13 protein-coding genes are annotated in these 16,460 nt (G+C 67.0%); 6 read left to right on the top strand and 7 right to left on the bottom strand.

The genetic code is table 11. The features are described from left to right. Positions 1–13 precede the first annotated feature (13 nt). The 5 genes from IB273_RS30255 (at position 14) to fdhA (ending at position 6,445) form a co-directional block, all read left to right on the top strand. On the top strand, positions 14–340 hold the full coding sequence (locus IB273_RS30255) for a sarcosine oxidase subunit delta (protein ID WP_081519119.1): 327 nt from the start codon (positions 14–16) through the stop codon (positions 338–340). Then, entirely contained in the window at positions 340–3,360 is a 3,021-nt protein-coding gene (locus IB273_RS30250) for a sarcosine oxidase subunit alpha (RefSeq protein WP_192225714.1), read from the top strand. The genes IB273_RS30255 and IB273_RS30250 overlap by 1 nt, the downstream gene beginning before the upstream one ends. Before the next feature lie 74 nt (positions 3,361–3,434). Beyond that, positions 3,435–4,070, top strand: a complete 636-nt coding sequence (locus IB273_RS30245) for a sarcosine oxidase subunit gamma (RefSeq protein ID WP_081519117.1) — start codon at positions 3,435–3,437, stop codon at positions 4,068–4,070. Between the two features lie 55 nt (positions 4,071–4,125). Then, on the top strand, positions 4,126–4,983 hold the full coding sequence (locus IB273_RS30240; RefSeq protein ID WP_081519116.1) for a formyltetrahydrofolate deformylase: 858 nt from the start codon (positions 4,126–4,128) through the stop codon (positions 4,981–4,983). A gap of 262 nt (positions 4,984–5,245) precedes the next feature. Then, positions 5,246–6,445 carry a formaldehyde dehydrogenase, glutathione-independent gene (gene fdhA / locus IB273_RS30235; protein ID WP_081519115.1) on the top strand — a complete coding sequence of 400 codons (1,200 nt, stop codon included), beginning with the start codon at positions 5,246–5,248 and terminating at the stop codon, positions 6,443–6,445. A gap of 295 nt (positions 6,446–6,740) precedes the next feature. On the opposite strand, the gene IB273_RS30230 is transcribed toward fdhA, so the two are convergent. The 7 genes from IB273_RS30230 to IB273_RS30200 all read right to left on the bottom strand — a co-directional run bounded on the left by IB273_RS30230 (position 6,741) and on the right by IB273_RS30200 (position 15,214). Next, on the bottom strand, positions 6,741–7,148 hold the full coding sequence (locus tag IB273_RS30230; protein ID WP_192225713.1) for a lysozyme inhibitor LprI family protein: 408 nt from the start codon (positions 7,146–7,148) through the stop codon (positions 6,741–6,743). Positions 7,149–7,334: 186 nt separating this feature from the next. After that, complete coding sequence (locus tag IB273_RS30225; RefSeq protein ID WP_192225712.1) at positions 7,335–8,447, bottom strand: class II histone deacetylase; 1,113 nt, start codon at positions 8,445–8,447, stop codon at positions 7,335–7,337. Beyond that, entirely contained in the window at positions 8,444–9,835 is a 1,392-nt protein-coding gene (locus IB273_RS30220; RefSeq protein ID WP_081519112.1) for a purine-cytosine permease family protein, read from the bottom strand. Before IB273_RS30220 ends, IB273_RS30225 begins: the two co-directional genes overlap by 4 nt. 66 nt (positions 9,836–9,901) lie before the next feature. Next, positions 9,902–10,948: an ABC transporter substrate-binding protein gene (locus IB273_RS30215; protein ID WP_151188765.1), complete on the bottom strand. Its 1,047-nt coding sequence runs from the start codon at positions 10,946–10,948 to the stop codon at positions 9,902–9,904. A gap of 224 nt (positions 10,949–11,172) precedes the next feature. Continuing rightward, the gene (locus IB273_RS30210; protein ID WP_138213622.1) at positions 11,173–12,555 is read right to left on the bottom strand and encodes an aspartate aminotransferase family protein; all 1,383 of its coding nucleotides are present in this window, start codon (positions 12,553–12,555) and stop codon (positions 11,173–11,175) included. Between the two features lie 172 nt (positions 12,556–12,727). After that, positions 12,728–14,221 (bottom strand): aldehyde dehydrogenase, encoded by a 1,494-nt coding sequence (locus tag IB273_RS30205; RefSeq protein ID WP_192210524.1) that lies wholly within the window; start codon positions 14,219–14,221, stop codon positions 12,728–12,730. Positions 14,222–14,416: 195 nt separating this feature from the next. Continuing rightward, complete coding sequence (locus IB273_RS30200; RefSeq protein ID WP_192225711.1) at positions 14,417–15,214, bottom strand: carbon-nitrogen hydrolase family protein; 798 nt, start codon at positions 15,212–15,214, stop codon at positions 14,417–14,419. 204 nt (positions 15,215–15,418) lie between these two features. Between IB273_RS30200 and IB273_RS30195 the strand changes: the two genes are divergently transcribed. Then, positions 15,419–16,327, top strand: coding sequence for a LysR substrate-binding domain-containing protein (locus IB273_RS30195; RefSeq protein ID WP_081519107.1), 909 nt, complete (start codon positions 15,419–15,421; stop codon positions 16,325–16,327). Positions 16,328–16,460: the final 133 nt, after the last annotated feature.

The following is a 16,460-nucleotide window of genomic DNA, read 5'->3' as shown; positions in this document are numbered from 1 at the left end:
GAGGGCAAAAACCATGCTGAATATCTTCTGCCCTCATTGCGGCGAGCTGCGTTCCGAAGAGGAATTCCACGCCAAGGGCCAGGCGCACATCCCGCGCCCGCTCGACCCGGCTGCCTGCACCGACGCCGAGTGGGGCGAGTACATGTTCTTCCGCGATAACCCGCGCGGCATCCACCACGAGCTGTGGGTGCACGCCGCCGGCTGCCGCCAGTACTTCAACGTCACCCGCCACACCGTGACCTACGAAATCCTGGAAACCTACAAGATCGGCGAAAAACCAAGCATCAGCGCCGAATCCGAGAAGAAATCCGCCGTCCAGCCCGCCGTGGAGAAGGCCTAATGAGCCAGATCAATCGCCTGTCCCGTGGCGGTCGCATCGACCGCAACAAGCCGCTGACCTTCAGCTTCAACGGCCAGAGCTACCAGGGCTTCGCCGGTGACACCCTGGCCGCCGCCCTGCTGGCCAACGGCGTCGACATCCTCGGCCGCAGCTTCAAGTACTCGCGCCCGCGCGGCATCGTCGCCGCCGGCGCCGAAGAGCCCAACGCCATCCTGCAGATCGGCTCGCGCGAATCCACCCAGGTGCCCAACGTGCGCGCCACCCAGCAGGCCCTGTACAGCGGCCTGGTGGCGACCGCCACCAACGGCTGGCCGAACGTGCAGAACGACCTCATGGGGATCTTCGGCAAGGTCGGCGGCAAGCTGATGCCGCCCGGCTTCTACTACAAGACCTTCATGTACCCGCAGTCCATGTGGCTGACCTACGAGAAGTACATCCGCAAGGCCGCAGGCCTGGGCCGTGCGCCCACCGAAGTGGACCCGGACAGCTACGACTGGATGAACCACCACGCCGACGTGCTGATCGTCGGCGCCGGCCCCGCCGGCCTCGCGGCCGCCCTGGCCGCCTCGCGCAGCGGTGCGCGGGTGATCCTCGCCGATGAACAGGAAGAGTTCGGCGGCAGTCTGCTCGACACCCGCGAGACCCTCGACGGCAAGCCGGCCGAGGAGTGGGTGGCCAAGGCCATCACCGAGCTGCAAGGCAACCCGGACGTGATCCTGCTGCCGCGCGCCACGGTCAACGGCTACCACGACCACAACTTCCTCACCATCCACGAGCGCCGCACTGACCACCTGGGCGAGACCGCTCCGCTGGGCCAGGTACGCATGCGCGTACACCGGGTCCGCGCCAACCGCGTGGTGCTCGCCGCCGGCGCCCACGAGCGCCCGCTGGTGTATGGCAACAACGACGTGCCGGGCAACATGCTCGCCGGCGCTGTCTCCACCTATGTCCGCCGCTATGGCGTGGCACCGGGCAAGAAACTGGTGCTGTCCACCAACAACGACTACGCCTACCGCGTCGCCCTGGACTGGCAGGAAGCCGGTCTGCAGGTGGTCGCCATCGCCGACGCCCGCCCCAATCCGCGCGGCGAGTGGGTCGAGGAAGCGCGCAAGCGCGGCATGCGGGTCATCACCGGCAGCGCAGTGATCGAGGCACGCGGCAGCAAACGCGTGACCGGTGCGAAGGTCGCCTCCATCGACACCTTCCGCCACAAGGTCAATGCGCCCGGTGAGTGGCTGGACTGCGACCTCATCGCCAGCTCCGGCGGCTACAGCCCGGTGGTGCACCTGGCTTCGCACCTGGGCGGCAAGCCGGAATGGCGCGAGGACATCCTCGCCTTCGTTCCCGGCCTGGCCTTCCAGAAGCGCCTCTGCGCCGGCGCGGTGAACGGCGTATTCCGCCTCGCCGATGCCCTGGCCGACGGCTACCAGGCCGGCAGCCAGGCCGCTGTCGACGGCGGCTTCAAGTCCGTCGAAGGCGAGCTGCCGGTGGTTGCCGAGCGCGCCGAGGACGCCACTCTCGCGCTGTTCCAGGTGCCCCACGAGAAAACCACGGCGCGGGCGCCCAAGCAGTTCGTCGACACCCAGAACGACGTCACCGCCGCCGCCATCGAACTGGCCTGCCGCGAGGGCTTCGAGTCCATCGAGCACGTCAAGCGCTACACCGCGCTGGGCTTCGGCACCGACCAGGGCAAGCTGGGCAACATCAACGGCCTGGCCATCGCCGCCCGCGCCCAGGGCAAGAGCATCGCCGACACCGGCACCACCATGTTCCGCCCGAACTACACCCCGGTGACCTTCGGCGCCGTCGCCGGCCGTCACTGCGGCCATCTGTTCGAACCGGTGCGCTTCACCGCCCTGCACGCCTGGCACGTGAAGAACGGCGCCGAGTTCGAGGACGTCGGCCAGTGGAAGCGCCCGTGGTACTTCCCCAAGCGTGGCGAAGACATGCACGCCGCCGTGGCCCGCGAGTGCCGCGCCGTGCGCGAGTCGGTCGGCCTGCTGGACGCCTCGACCCTGGGCAAGATCGACATCCAGGGCCCGGACGCCCGCGAGTTCCTCAACCGCGTCTACACCAACGCCTGGACCAAGCTGGACGTGGGCAAGGCCCGCTACGGCCTGATGTGCAAGGAAGACGGCATGGTCTTCGACGATGGCGTCACCGCGTGCCTGGCGGACAACCACTTCGTCATGACCACCACCACCGGCGGCGCCGCGCGCGTCATGGAGTGGCTGGAGCTGTACCACCAGACCGAATGGCCGGAGCTGAAGGTGTACTTCACCTCGGTCACCGACCACTGGGCCACCCTCACCCTGTCCGGCCCCAACAGCCGCAAGCTGCTGGCCGAAGTCACCGACATCGACCTGGACAAGGACGCCTTCCCCTTCATGACCTGGAAGGAAGGCAAGGTCGCCGGCGTGCCGGCGCGGGTGTTCCGCATCTCCTTCACCGGCGAGCTGTCGTACGAGGTGAACATCCAGGCCAACTACGCCATGGGTGTGCTGGAGGCCATCGTCGCCGCCGGCGCCAAGTACAACCTGACGCCATACGGCACCGAGACCATGCACGTCCTGCGCGCCGAGAAGGGCTTCATCATCGTCGGCCAGGACACCGATGCCTCGGTCACCCCGGACGACCTGAACATGGGTTGGGCGGTGGGTCGCACCAAGCCGTTCTCCTGGATCGGCTGGCGCGGCATGAACCGCGCCGACTGCCAGCGCGAAGACCGCAAGCAGCTGGTTGGTCTCAAGCCCACCAACCCGATGGACCTGCTGCCCGAGGGCGCGCAACTGCTGTTCACCCCGCAGCACAGCATCCCCGCGACCATGGTCGGCCACGTCACCTCCAGCTACATGAGCAGCAGCCTGGGCTACAGCTTTGCCCTGGCGGTGGTGAAGGGCGGCATCAAGCGCCTGGGCGAGAAGGTCTATGCCCCGCTGGCGGACGGCCGGGTGATCGAGGCGGAAATCTGCAGCTCGGTGTTCTACGACCCGAAAGGCGAACGGCAGAACGTGGATTGATCCCTCGCGCCCGCTCCCCACACGGAGCGGGCTGACCGATTTCCAGGCGCAACGCGCCCCAAGGTGAACAGAACATGAGCAAAGCCAACCTCTACCAGCAACGCCCCGAAGACGGCATCCAGGCCGAGTCGCCCCTGCACCACGCCGAGCTGGACAAGCTCGCCGCGCGCAAGGTGGCCAACGCCGGCGTGACCCTGCGGGAGAAGAAGTTCCTCGGCCACCTGACCCTGCGTGGCGATGCCCACGACCCGGCCTTCGCCGGCGGCGTGCACAAGGCCCTGGGCCTGGAGCTGCCGGTGGCCCTGGGCCTGGTGGCCAAGGGCGAAACCTCGCTGCAGTGGCTCGGCCCGGACGAGTGGCTGCTGATCGTCCCCGGCGGCGAGGAGTTCGCCGTCGAACAGCGCCTGCGCGAGGCGCTGGGCGAAGAACTGCACTACTCGGTGATCAACGTCAGCGGCGGGCAGACCCTGCTGGAGCTCGAAGGCGCCAAGGTCCGCGAAGTGCTGATGAAGTCCACCGGCTACGACGTGCACCCGAGCAACTTCCCGGTGGGCAAGGCTATCGGCACGAACTTCGCCAAGTCCCAGCTGGTGATCCGCCATACCGGCGAGCACACCTGGGAGCTGGTGGTGCGCCGCAGCTTCTCCGACTACTTCTGGCTGTGGCTGCAGGACGCCTGCGCCGAGTACGGCCTGCAGGTAGCGGCGTAACAGGCGTCGATTCCCCCTGCCGCACCGGCGGGGGGAAATCCTTCGGAGTCAGACCATGAGCCGCACCCCCGAAACCTGGATCCTCACCGCCGACAGCCCGAGCCTGCTGGGCACGGTGGACGTGGTCACACGCTACCTGTTCGAACAGAGCTGCTACGTCACCGAGCACCACTCCTTCGACGACCGCCTGGCGCAGCGCTTCTTCATCCGCATCGAGTTCCGCGCCGGCGACGGCTTCGACGAAGCGGCCTTCCGCGCCGGCCTCGCCGACCGCGTCTCGCCCTTCCAGATGAATGTCGAACTGACCCCGCCGGGCTATCGCAGCAAGGTGGTGATCATGGTCTCCAAGGCCGACCACTGCCTGAACGACCTGCTCTACCGCCAGCGCATCGGCCAGTTGCCGATGGACGTGGTAGCGGTGGTCTCCAACCACCCGGACCTGGAACCGCTGGCGCGCTGGCACGGCATCCCCTACCACCACTTCGCCCTCGACCCCAACGACAAGGGCGCGCAGGAGGCGAAGGTCTGGCAGGTGATCGAGGAAACCGGCGCCGAACTGGTGATCCTCGCCCGCTACATGCAGGTGCTGTCCCCCGAGCTGTGCCGCCGCCTGGACGGCTGGGCGATCAACATCCACCACTCGCTGCTGCCTGGTTTCAAGGGCGCCAAGCCCTACCACCAGGCCTACCAGAAGGGCGTGAAGCTGGTCGGCGCCACCGCCCACTACATCAACAACGACCTCGACGAGGGCCCGATCATCGCCCAGGGCGTCGAGCCCGTGGACCACTCCCACTACCCCGAGGACCTGATCGCCAAGGGCCGCGACGTGGAGTGCCTGACCCTGGCGAAAGCCGTGGGCTACCACATCGAGAAACGCGTCTTCCTGAACGCCAACCGGACGGTGGTGCTGTAAGAGCCGCCTTCGTAGGGCGCATAACGCCGCAGGCGTTATCCGCCATGACACCCGAACGGCGGATGGATGGAGCTCATCCGCCCTACGTTCCGACCTGGACTGTGGCGTTCGCGGTAATGCGCCCTCTCCCAAGCACCGAGCAACACCGACAGACCGCCGGCTGCCAATCCCCCGGCCCTGTCGCGCAACACACGACATCCCAGTGCAGAACCGCGAGCCGCAAGGCCCGCCTTTGTACCCACAAACACAATGAGGAATGCGTATGTCTGGCAATCGTGGTGTGGTTTATCTCGGCCCGGGCAAGGTCGAAGTTCAGAACATCCCCTATCCGAAGATGCAGGACCCGCAGGGCAAGCAGATCGACCACGGGGTGATCCTGCGCGTCGTTTCCACCAACATCTGCGGCTCCGACCAGCACATGGTCCGTGGCCGTACCACAGCGCCCGAAGGCCTGGTGCTGGGCCACGAAATCACCGGCGAGGTGGTGGAGATCGGCCGTGGCGTGGAAACCATGAAGATCGGCGACCTGGTCTCGGTGCCGTTCAACGTCGCCTGTGGCCACTGCCGCACCTGCAAGGAGCAGCACACCGGCGTCTGCCTGACGGTCAACCCGTCCCGCGCCGGCGGCGCCTATGGCTACGTCGACATGGGCGGCTGGGTCGGTGGCCAGGCCGAGTACGTGATGGTTCCCTACGCTGACTTCAACCTGCTGCGCCTGCCCAACCGCGACGCGGCGATGGAGAAGATCCGCGACCTGACCTGTCTCTCCGACATCCTCCCCACCGGCTACCACGGTGCGGTGACGGCGGGCGTCGGTCCGGGCAGCACCGTGTACATCGCCGGCGCCGGTCCGGTCGGTCTCGCCGCCGCCGCTTCGGCCCGCCTGCTGGGCGCGGCCGTGGTGATCGTCGGTGACGTCAACCCGACCCGCCTGGCCCACGCCAAGGCCCAGGGCTTCGAGATCGCCGACCTGTCCAAGGACACTCCGCTGCACGAGCAGATCGCCGATCTGCTGGGCGAGCCGGAAGTGGACTGCGCGGTCGATGCGGTGGGCTTCGAGGCCCGTGGTCACGGTCATTCAGGCTCGCAGCACGAGGCTCCGGCCACCGTGCTGAACTCGCTGATGGGGGTGGTGCGGGTCGCCGGCAAGATCGGCATTCCGGGCCTCTACGTCACCGAAGACCCGGGCGCGGTGGACGCGGCCGCCAAGCAGGGCTCGCTGAGCATCCGCTTCGGTCTGGGCTGGGCCAAGTCGCACAGCTTCCACACCGGCCAGACCCCGGTGATGAAGTACAACCGTCAGCTGATGCAGGCGATCATGTGGGACCGCATCAAGATCGCCGACGTCGTCGGGGTGGAAGTCATCACCCTCGACCAGGCGCCCAAGGGCTATGGCGAGTTCGATGCCGGCGTGCCGAAGAAATTCGTCATCGACCCGCACAGCCTGTTCAGCGCAGCCTGACAGCGCAGCTTAACCCCCGGCCGCGACTCCACTTCCGCGGCCGTCTCTCCAGGGGAGCCGCAAGGCTCCCTTTTTTTCTGCCCGCAGGTTAGAGCCCGTTCCTGCCAGATATTCCTCCGCTCAGGTCGACCCTCACCCTAACCCTCTCCCAAAGGGAGAGGGGACCGTGCGGTGGAGGATGAAACCGCAGCTTCAGCCGGCACGGTCTGCTCCCTCTCCCTGAGGGAGAGGGCTGGGATGAGGGGGACGCGCAAACACGAAGCTACCCGGGGAAGAACCGTTGCTCCTGCAAGTATCAGGGCTTGGGCGCAGGGCAGTTGAAGTCGCCTTCCTGGCAGTCGGACAGCACCTGCAGTTCCTTGATGCGGTTGTCGGTCATGACTTTCAGGCAATTGTTGTAGGCCATCGGGTAGCCCGAGCCGCCCTTGGCGCCGGCCGTCTCGAACTGGCAACTGAGATCGCGGTAATTCAGCCAGGCCTTCTGCGCGGCAGTCAGGGCCTTCTTCTGCCCGGCATCCAGGCGCTGGCGATACTGCCCGTAGAGGTCGTTGAGGCGCTTGTCGCTGGCCTTGTAGGCGGCGCCGGTGCAAGCGTTGATCTCGGCCTGGGTCTGGGCGTCGGCGCAGTCGGCGGCGGCCTGGGCGGCCGCGGAGAACACCAGCTGGCTGGCGGGCAGGAGCAAGAGGAAGGACAGGGACTTCATGGGACGCGATCCGTTGTTTTGGATGGAACCCCCACTCTAGCCGCTTCGGTCATGATCCGGCCAAGCGGCGGATAACGCTTGGGCCGTTATGCGCCCTACGCACGCGCTCAGGCCCGGTAGAAACGTAGGGCGAATAACCGCTTGCGGTTATCCGCCGTTACGTCGCCAGGCGCCATGCTAGCAACATCAGCCGAGCAGCTTCGACGCCATCCGCTCCAGCGCCTGGCGCTGGAAGGCGCGGAAGTCCGCGTCGGGCTGCTGGCCTTCGAGCATCGGCAGGAAGGGATCGACCACCTCGGTGCGCACGCCGGCCATTTCCTCGATCACCGCGTGGCCGCAGAAAGGCACGTAGGCTTCCGCGTAGCCGCCTTCGTGCACCACCACCAGACGCCCTTCGCACAGGCGTTCGGCGGCGTCGCGCACGGCGGCGGTCATGAAGCGGAAGGTCTCGCTGTGGGCGAGCATGCGCGCCAGCGGGTCCACGCCGTTGGCGTCGAAGCCGCTGGCAACCACGATCAGCTCCGGCTGGAAGCGTTCCAGCGCCGGCACGATGATGGTCTCCATCGCCACGCGGTAGGCGTCGTCACCGCTGCCCGGATAGAGCGGCACGTTGAGGTTGTAGCCCTTGCCCGCACCCTCGCCGATGTCACCCACCGCACCGGTGCCGGTGGGGTAGCAGTCGGCCTGGTGGATCGACAGGGTCAGCACGTCGTCGCGACCGTAGAAGATCGCCTCGGTGCCGTTGCCGTGGTGCACGTCCCAGTCGAGCACTGCCACACGCTGGATGCCGTGGCGCGCCTTGGCCGTCTCCACCGCCACGGCGATGTTCGCCAGGTAGCAGAACCCCATGCCGCGATCCGGCAGGCAGTGGTGGCCCGGCGGACGGGACAGCGCGTAGGCGTTGTCCAGTTCGCCGCGCAGCACCGCATCCACCGCGGCGATGGTCAGGCCGGCGGACTGCCGGGCGATGTCGTAGGTGCCATGGCTGACCATGGTTTCCTCGCCCATGTCGCCGTGGCCGACTTCGCTGTAGGCCTTGAAGCGCTCCAGGTAGCTGGCCGGGTGCACCCGCAGCAGATCTTCCTCGCTGGCCAGCGGCGCGCTGGACAGGTGCAGCTGGCTGCTCAGGCCGGAGACATCCATCAGGCTTTTCAGCCGACGCTTGCTCTCCGGCGACTCGGCGTGGCCGCCGCCCACCGGCGGCTGCAACCAGCCACCGACGGGAAGGATCAGCGCGTGCAGCCCGGTCGCGTGCCAGAAGCAGCGCTCGTCGAAGAAGAACCCGGTACGACGACTCATGCGCGGGCCGCCTTCAGGGCACGCTGGCGCTTGCGGCTGAACAGCCAGTAGACCGGCGAGACCACGCCCAGGCCGACCACCCAGGAGATGTCCGCACCGTTCATGGCCTGCGCGGCGGCGCCGGTGTAGAGCGCGGTGGACATGAACGGAACCTGCACCAGGATGCCGAGGATGTAGCAGTTCACCGCTGTCCAGTTGAAGGTGCCGTAGATGCCGCCGTCACGCCGGAAGAACGACAGCACGTCGTACTCGCCATGGGCGATCAGGTAGTAGTCGACCAGGTTGATCGCACTCCAGGGCACCAGCACGTAGAGCAGCAGCAGGATGAAGTTGGTGTAGTTGGCCATGAAGTTGTCCTGGCCGAGCAGGGCGATGGTCAGCGAACCGCCGAACAGCGCCAGGGCAATCACCGCGCGCCAGCCGGCCTTGGCCGACCAGGCGGGAATCAGCGTCTGGCCGACGGTGATGGCCGAGAGGGTGCCGCAGTACAGGTTCATCGAGTTGGTGGCGGCGATGCCGATGGAGAACACCGCGACCATGATGGCGCTGAAGCCGCCGGTCATCTCGATCAGGCCGGCAATGACGTCGCCCTCGCCCACCGACAGGCCGACCAGCACGCCCAGCAGCATCGGCAGGATCGAACCCAGGCAGCAGCCCCAGTAGCTCGACCAGAACGCGGTGCGCGAACCGGTGCCCTGCGGCATGTAGCGCGAGTAGTCGGACACGTAGGGCGCATACGCCAATTGCCACAGGGCGGCGATGGACAGCGCGCCGAGGAAGCCGGGGATGTTGTTCTCGTTGCGCTCAAGCAGGTCCGCCGGCAGGCCGTGGACGAACACCAGCCAGACGAAGCTGACCAGCAGCACAGCGCCGGACAGCCAGGACATCACGCGGGTGTAGCCGTGGATCAGGCGGTAGCCGAACACCGTGGCGATCACGCTGATCGCGCCCACCAGCAGGATGCCGGTGTTGGTGCCGATCACCTCGAAGCGCGCGTGCAGCGCCTGGCCGCCGAGCACCAGGTTCGAGGCGAAGAAGCCCAGGTACATGATCACCACCAGGGCGACCACCAGCAAGGAGCCGAAGGAGCCGAACTGGCCGCGGGTCTGCACCATCTGCGGCACGCCCAGCTGCGGACCCTGGGCCGAGTGCAGGGCCATGAACACGCCACCCACCAGGTTGCCGAGTACCAGCGCCAGCACGGCGGCGAAGAACGGCAGCTTGAACACGGTGACCGCCAGGGCGCCGGTGACCACGGTCAACAGCATGATGTTGCTGCCGAACCAGATGGTGAAGAGGTCGCGGGCGCGGCCGTGTCGTTCGTGTGCGGCGATGGGCTGGATGGTGCTCAGCTCCAGAGTCGTCGCCTGGTTTTGCGTCGTTGTCATTGTGTTTCTCACGCGTCGTTGGCAAGGCAGGCCCGGCGCGGACGCCGGGCTTGGATCAGGAAAGGATCAGCGGGCGGCCCAGGCGTTGAAGCGCTGCTCGAGCTCTTCGCCGTGGTCGACCCAGAAGGCCGCGTCCACCGAGCGGGCGCCTTCGAGGTTGGCCGGCGCGGTGGGCAGCGCGTCGCGCACGTCCGCCGGCAGCAGGTCCAGCGTGCCCTTGTGCACCGGGCCGTAGGGGATGTTCTCGGAGAAGGTCTTCTGGGTTTGCGGCTGGCTGGCGAAGGCGATGAACTTCTCGGCCAGCGCCTTGTTCGGCGTGCCCTTCACCACGGCCCAGTATTCCGGGTCATAGAGGCTGCCCGGCCAGACGATGCCCAGCTTCACGCCTTCCTTCTGCGCGGCGGCGATGCGGCCGTTGTAGGCGGCGCTCATCACCACGTCACCGGCGGCCAGCCACTGCGGCGGTTGCGCGCCGGCTTCCCACCACTGGATGTTGCCCTTGAGCTGGTCGAGCTTGGCGAAGGCGCGATCGACACCTTCCTTGGTGCCGAGCACCTTGTAGAGATCTTCCTGTTTCACGCCGTCGGCCAGCAGGGCGATCTCCAGGGTGTACTTGGCGCCCTTGCGCAGGCCGCGCTTGCCCGGGTATTCGGCGGTGTTCCAGAAGTCGGCCCAGGATTGCGGGGCCTTGGCGACCTTGGCGCCGTTGTAGGCCATGACCATGGACCAGACGTAGGTGGCCACGCCGCACTCGCTGAGGGTGCCGGGGACGAAGTTCTTCTCGTCGCCGATGGCCGCCGGGTCGATGCGTTCGAACAGGCCTTCCTCGCAGCCGCGCAGCAGCTCGGGGCTTTCCACCTCGACCACGTCCCAGGTGACCTTGCCGACATCGACCATGGCCTTCACCTTGGCCATCTCGCCGTTGTACTCGCCGGCGACGATCTTGCCGGCGCCGCTGGCCTCGAAGGGCTTGAAGTAGGCCTGCTCCTGGGCCGCCTTGGTGGCGCCGCCGAAGGAGATGACGGTGATGCTTTGGGGCTGTGCATTAACGCTGCCGACAGCGGCAGCAAGGGCACAGGTGATGGAGATGCGCGTGAGCAAGGACACTTTCATGGAACGACTCCCACAGCCGGATTGGCGTTGTTGTGTTGCTGGGCAGTACTCCCGGCCAGAAGCCGGACAAAAGGGTTCCATCGCGCGGGCGTCTTTGCGCTCGCGGCGTTGTTATCAGGTATTCGTGGAGCCGTAGGGCGCATAACCCGGAACGGGTTATCCGCCGGTCAATCCACGGCGGATAACGCTGGCGCGTTATGCGCCCTACAGTCGGCTCCGGCGCCTTACAGCACGCCGATTTCCTGGGCCGTGCGATCCACCGCGCGGCGGGTCTTGTCGACCAGTTCGTCGATCTCGGCACGGCCGGCGACCAGCGCCGGGGCCATGATCATGCGGCCAAGGGTGGAGCGGATGATCACGCCCTCCTCGAAGCCGATGGTGCGGCAGCGCCAGGCGATGTCGTTTTCATTGTCGAAGCGCTTGCGGGTGGCCTTGTCCTGGACAAATTGCAGCGCAGCGACAAAACCGGTGCCCTGGATGTCGCCCACCAGCGGGTGGTTGCCGAAGACTTCACGCAGGCACTGCTGCAGGTACGGGCCGGTGTCGTTCTTCACCGCATTCACCCAGCCCTCGTCACGCAGCGCACGCAGGTTGGCCACCGCCACCGCTGCCGCCACCGGGTGGCCGGAGTAGGTCAGGCCGTGGGCGAACACGCCGCCCTCTTCCACCAGCGCCTGGGCGATGCGCTTGCTCAGCACCAGGCCGCCCATGGGGATGTAGCCGCTGGTCAGGCCCTTGGCGATGGACAGGGTGTCGGGCTGGAAGCCGAAGTGCTGGTGGGCGAACCACTCGCCGGTACGGCCGAAGCCGCCGATCACTTCGTCGGCGCACAGCAGCACGTCGTACTGACGGCAGATGCGCTGGATTTCCGGCCAGTAGCTTTCCGGCGGGAAGATCATGCCGCCGGCGCCCTGGAAGGGTTCGGCGATGAAGCCGGCGACGTTGTCGGCGCCCAGCTCGAGGATCTTCTCTTCCAGCTGCAGGGCGCAGCGACGGCCGAATTCGGCCGGGGTCAGGTCACCGCCGGCGGCGAAGAAGTAGGGTTCGTCGATGTGCGCGATGTCCGGGATCAGGCCGCCCATCTCGTGCATGAACTTCATGCCGCCCAGCGCGGTGGCTGCCAGGGTGGAGCCGTGGTAGCCGTTCCAGCGGCCGATCATGATCTTCTTCTGCGGCTTGCCTTCGATCTGCCAGAAGCGACGCACGGTGCGGATCAGCACCTCGTTGGCCTCGGAGCCGGAGTTGGTGTAGATCGCGTGGCTGTAGTGGTCGGGCAGCAGGCTGAAGAGGGTCTCGGAAAGCTCGATCACCGCCGGGTGGGTGGTGTGGAAGAACATGTTGTAGTACGGCAACTCGTCCAGCTGGGCGGTGGCGGCGGCGGTCAGGTCCTTGCGCCCGTAGCCCAGGTTGGTGCACCACAGGCCGGACATGCCGTCGATGTACTTGTTGCCATCGTTGTCCCAGAGGTGCAGGCCTTCGCCACGCACCATCACGCGCGGGCCCTCGGCGTTCAGCGCCTTCTGGTCGAGGAAGGCATGGATGTGGTGGGCCGCGTCCGCTTTCTGATATTCGCGGGTATCACGTGGCGCTCTCTTCGGGTCGGTCATCGACTTTCTCCTCTATCCCTCGGCGGTGCTCCGGCAGCCGGCCTGAGGGGTCTTCAGGGGATCGAGGGCGACGGACTTACCTAGGCAGTCTCACCGGCCGTCTCGAACGGTTCGGTTAGGAATTCGGGTGTTGCTCAGGCGCCGGGCGCGACCCCGGCGGCCTGTCTTTCATTCAGTCGCGCAGCTGGAACCAGGTGGTCTTGAGCTGCGTGTATTTATCGAAGGAATGCAGCGAGAGGTCGCGGCCGAAGCCCGACTGTTTGCCGCCACCGAACGGAATCGCCGGGTCCAGCGCGTCCACGGTGTTCACCGACACGGTGCCGGCGTTCAGCTTGCGCGCCACGCGGTGGGCGCGGTGCAGGTCGTCGCTCCACAAGGAGGCGGCGAGGCCGTAGATGCTGTCGTTGGCCAGGCGCACGGCTTCTTCTTCGCTGTCGAAGGGGATGACTGCAAGCACCGGGCCGAATACTTCGTCGCGGGCCAGGGACTGCTCCGGGCGCACGCCGGTGAAGATGGTCGGCTCGATGAAATTGTCCGAGCCATTGAAGCTCAGCTGACGGCCACCGCAGGCGAGCTGCGCGCCGTCGCTCTGGGCGCGATCAATGCAGGCCATGATGCCGGCGGTCTGCTTGTTGTCGACGATGGAACCGGCGCGGCTGGCCGGGTCCAGCGGGTCGCCCGGAGTCCAGTCGCGGGCCTTGGCGATCAGGCGCTCGACGAACTCGTCGTGGATCGAGCGCTCCACCAGCAGGCGCGAGTTGGCCGAGCAGACTTCGCCCTGGTTGAAGAAGATGCCGAAGGCGGCCTTCTCGGCGGCCAGGTCGAGGTCGCGGCAGTCGGCGAACACCAGGTTCGGGCTCTTGCCACCGCACTCCAGCCAGACCTGCTTGAGGTTGGACTGCGCGGAATACTGCATGAAGTACTTGCCGACCTGGGTCGAACCGGTGAACACCAGGGCGTCCACGTCCGGGTGCAGGCCCAGCGCCTTGCCGGCGCTTTCGCCCAGGCCCGGCACGACGTTCAGCACGCCTTCGGGGATGCCGGCTTCCAGCGCCAGCTCGGCCAGGCGCAGGGCGGAGAATGGCGATTGCTCGGCGGGCTTGAGCACCACGGAGTTGCCGGCGGCCAGCGCGGGCGCCAGCTTCCAGGCGGCCATGTCGAGGGGGAAGTTCCACGGCACCACGGCGCCGATCACGCCCAGCGGCGCGCGGGTGATGGTGGCCAGGGCGTTCTGCGCGGTCGGCGCGACCTGGTCGTAGAGCTTGTCGAGGCTTTCGGCGTACCAGGAGAACACGCCAGCGGCGCCGGGGACGTCGATGTTCCAGGCGTCCATCACCGGCTTGCCCATGTTCAGGGTGTCGAGCAGGGCCAGTTCGTCGCGGTGGGCCATCATCAGCTCGGCGAGCTTCTGCAGCACGGCCTTGCGCTCACGCGGCGCCATGCGTGCCCACGGGCCGGTTTCGAAGGCCTTGCGGGCAACCCGCACGGCGGCGTCGACTTCGGCCGCGCCACAGGCAGCGACATTGGCCAGCAGGCGATTGGTCGCCGGGTCGATGGCGGCGAAGGTCGCGCCATCCTGTGCAGTCACGCGGCGGCCGCCGATCAGCGCGCTGTCGATGAAAGTCTGCCGGGCAGCACGCTGCCGCCAATCGTTGAGCTCGTACACCAGGGCACTCCTGCTTCGCTCGCCCTCGAGGGACGTTGTTGTTCGAATGTGGATTGGATGGTCGCCCAAGGCCTTGCCAAGGAAAATTATTAAATTTGTCTTCGGGGTATATGAAAAAGCTGGGCAGCCACGCACCGGCCCGGAGCGTTGCGCACCATCACGGTGCGCGCCTGCGCACCGCTGCAGGGCCCGTATTCAGCGGGTCAGCGCCTCGTAAAGCTCGGGGCGACGGCACGGCAGGTAGGGGAAAGTGCCGGCCTGGCGGGCACGCTGCTGCGGGTCCAGATCGACGATCAGCAGGCTCTCCGCGGGCCCGGCGGCAGCCAGACGCTCGCCATCCGGCGCGACGATGCAGGAGCCACCGAGGAAGGCCAGCCCGTCCTCCACGCCACAGTGGTTGCAGTAGGCGACGAACAGCTGGTTCTCCACCGCCCGCGCCGGAACTATCACCCCCGGCACCGCGCCGTATTCGGGCGTCAGCGCGGTGGGAATGAGGATCAGCCCGGCGCCGTTCAGTGCGTGGGTGCGCACCGCTTCGGGGTACTCCACGTCGAAGCAGATCAGCAGGCCGATGCGCCAGCCGGCATAGTCGAACGGCGCTTCCAGCACATCGCCGGCGCTGAACACCTCGCGCTCCATGGCACCGAACAGGTGCGCCTTGCGGTAGTGGCCCAGCGCGCTGCCGGACGGGCCGATCACCTGCACCGAGTTGTACGGCTTGCCGCCCTGCGGATGGCGCTCGGCGTAACCGTAGGCGATGGCCAACCCGAAGCGCTGCGCCAGCTCGCCGATGCGCGCGGCTGACGGCCCGTCCGCCGCTTCGGCCAGCTCGTTCATGCGTTGCGGCACGTTGTAGCCGCCCAGCCACAGCTCGGGGCAGAGCAGCAATTGCGCGCCGGCAGCCGCAGCGGCTCCGGCCTGGCGCTCCAGTTGGTCGAGGTTGCCGGCGACATCGCCGGGGAGGCCGCAGGTCTGCCAAAGGGCCATGCGCATGAGCTTTACTCCAGGCTGCGTGTACGGGATTTGCAGGGTGTTTTCATCCGATGCGCTGGAGTATGCCCGCGCCCGGAGGGTCGCAGCAGGCGGCCAAGGCCATGAAAAATGTGGTCCCCGGCGAGGAAAATCTTCGCCATGGGCCGCCCCCGCCGGCCGGCCCAACGCGGTATCTTGTATAAAAAAGCATCAACGAGGCGTGCAGTGGCTTCCTATACCTTGCGGCAATTGAAGTATTTCGTGACCACCGTGGAGTGCGGCAGCGTGGCCGAGGCGTCGCGCAAGCTGTACATCGCGCAGCCGTCCATTTCCACGGCGATCAAGGGGCTGGAAGAGAGCTTCGGCGTGCAGCTGTTCATCCGCCACCACGCCCAGGGCGTGTCGCTCACCCCCAGCGGCGCGCGCTTCTACCGCAAGGCGCAGGAACTGCTGCGCATGGCCCACGAATTCGAGCAGAACGCCCTCGCCGACAACGACGTGGTGGCCGGGCAGATCGACATCGGCTGCTTCGAGACGGTCGCCCCGCTCTACCTGCCGCGCCTGATCTCGGGTTTCCGCGAGCGCTACCCCGGCGTGGAAATCCGCATCAGCGATGGCGAGCAGCAGGAGCTGGTGCAGGGCCTGACCGCCGGCCGCTTCGACCTGGCGCTGCTCTACGAGCATGACCTCGACGCCACCATCTCCACCGACCCGCTGATGCCCGCCCAGCGCCCCTATGCGCTGCTGCCGGAGAACCATCGCTTCGCCAAGCAGGACAAGGTCTCCCTGCGCGATCTGGTGCTGGAGCCGATGATCCTGCTGGACGTGCAGCCCAGCCGCACCTACTTCGTGCGCATCTTCGAGGAACTGGGGCTGAACCCGCACATCGCCTTCAGCTCGCCGTCGATCGAGATGGTGCGCGGCATGGTCGGCCAGGGCTTCGGCTTCTCCCTGCTGGTCACCCGTCCGCATTCCGAGTGCACCTACGACGGCAAGAAGGTGGTGACGGTGGATGTCGCCGAAGAGGTCAGCACCTCCGGCCTGGTCGCCGCCTGGCTCAAGCGCGCCCAGCTGACCAAGCCGGCGCAGCTGTTCGTCGACTATGCGCGGGAGGAGTTGAGCGGGAAGCACTGAGTCCTGCTCCTGACATCTCGCTTTTCGTAGGACCGAGGGGGACGCCTAGTCCTTGCTCGCGAACCCGTCCTCCTGCGCGGCGGCTGCCCTCTCCCTAACCCTCTCCCTGAAGGGAGAGGGAACTGTCCTCCAC

Origin of the sequence: Pseudomonas sp. PDM19 (assembly GCF_014852215.1) — a bacterium.
In the GTDB taxonomy this organism is placed as follows: domain Bacteria; phylum Pseudomonadota; class Gammaproteobacteria; order Pseudomonadales; family Pseudomonadaceae; genus Pseudomonas.
This window is presented reverse-complemented; position numbering and strand designations above follow the sequence as displayed.

Bases quoted from the DNA above. Each gene is read 5' to 3' on its own strand.
- IB273_RS30255 (WP_081519119.1), top strand. From the start codon at position 14: ATGCTGAATATCTTCTGCCCTCATTGCGGCGAGCTGCGTTCCGAAGAG.
- IB273_RS30250 (WP_192225714.1), top strand. From the start codon at position 340: ATGAGCCAGATCAATCGCCTGTCCCGTGGCGGTCGCATCGACCGCAAC.
- IB273_RS30245 (WP_081519117.1), top strand. From the start codon at position 3,435: ATGAGCAAAGCCAACCTCTACCAGCAACGCCCCGAAGACGGCATCCAG.
- IB273_RS30240 (WP_081519116.1), top strand. From the start codon at position 4,126: ATGAGCCGCACCCCCGAAACCTGGATCCTCACCGCCGACAGCCCGAGC.
- fdhA (WP_081519115.1), top strand. From the start codon at position 5,246: ATGTCTGGCAATCGTGGTGTGGTTTATCTCGGCCCGGGCAAGGTCGAA.
- IB273_RS30230 (WP_192225713.1), bottom strand. From the start codon at position 7,148: ATGAAGTCCCTGTCCTTCCTCTTGCTCCTGCCCGCCAGCCAGCTGGTG.
- IB273_RS30225 (WP_192225712.1), bottom strand. From the start codon at position 8,447: ATGAGTCGTCGTACCGGGTTCTTCTTCGACGAGCGCTGCTTCTGGCAC.
- IB273_RS30220 (WP_081519112.1), bottom strand. From the start codon at position 9,835: ATGACAACGACGCAAAACCAGGCGACGACTCTGGAGCTGAGCACCATC.
- IB273_RS30215 (WP_151188765.1), bottom strand. From the start codon at position 10,948: ATGAAAGTGTCCTTGCTCACGCGCATCTCCATCACCTGTGCCCTTGCT.
- IB273_RS30210 (WP_138213622.1), bottom strand. From the start codon at position 12,555: ATGACCGACCCGAAGAGAGCGCCACGTGATACCCGCGAATATCAGAAA.
- IB273_RS30200 (WP_192225711.1), bottom strand. From the start codon at position 15,214: ATGCGCATGGCCCTTTGGCAGACCTGCGGCCTCCCCGGCGATGTCGCC.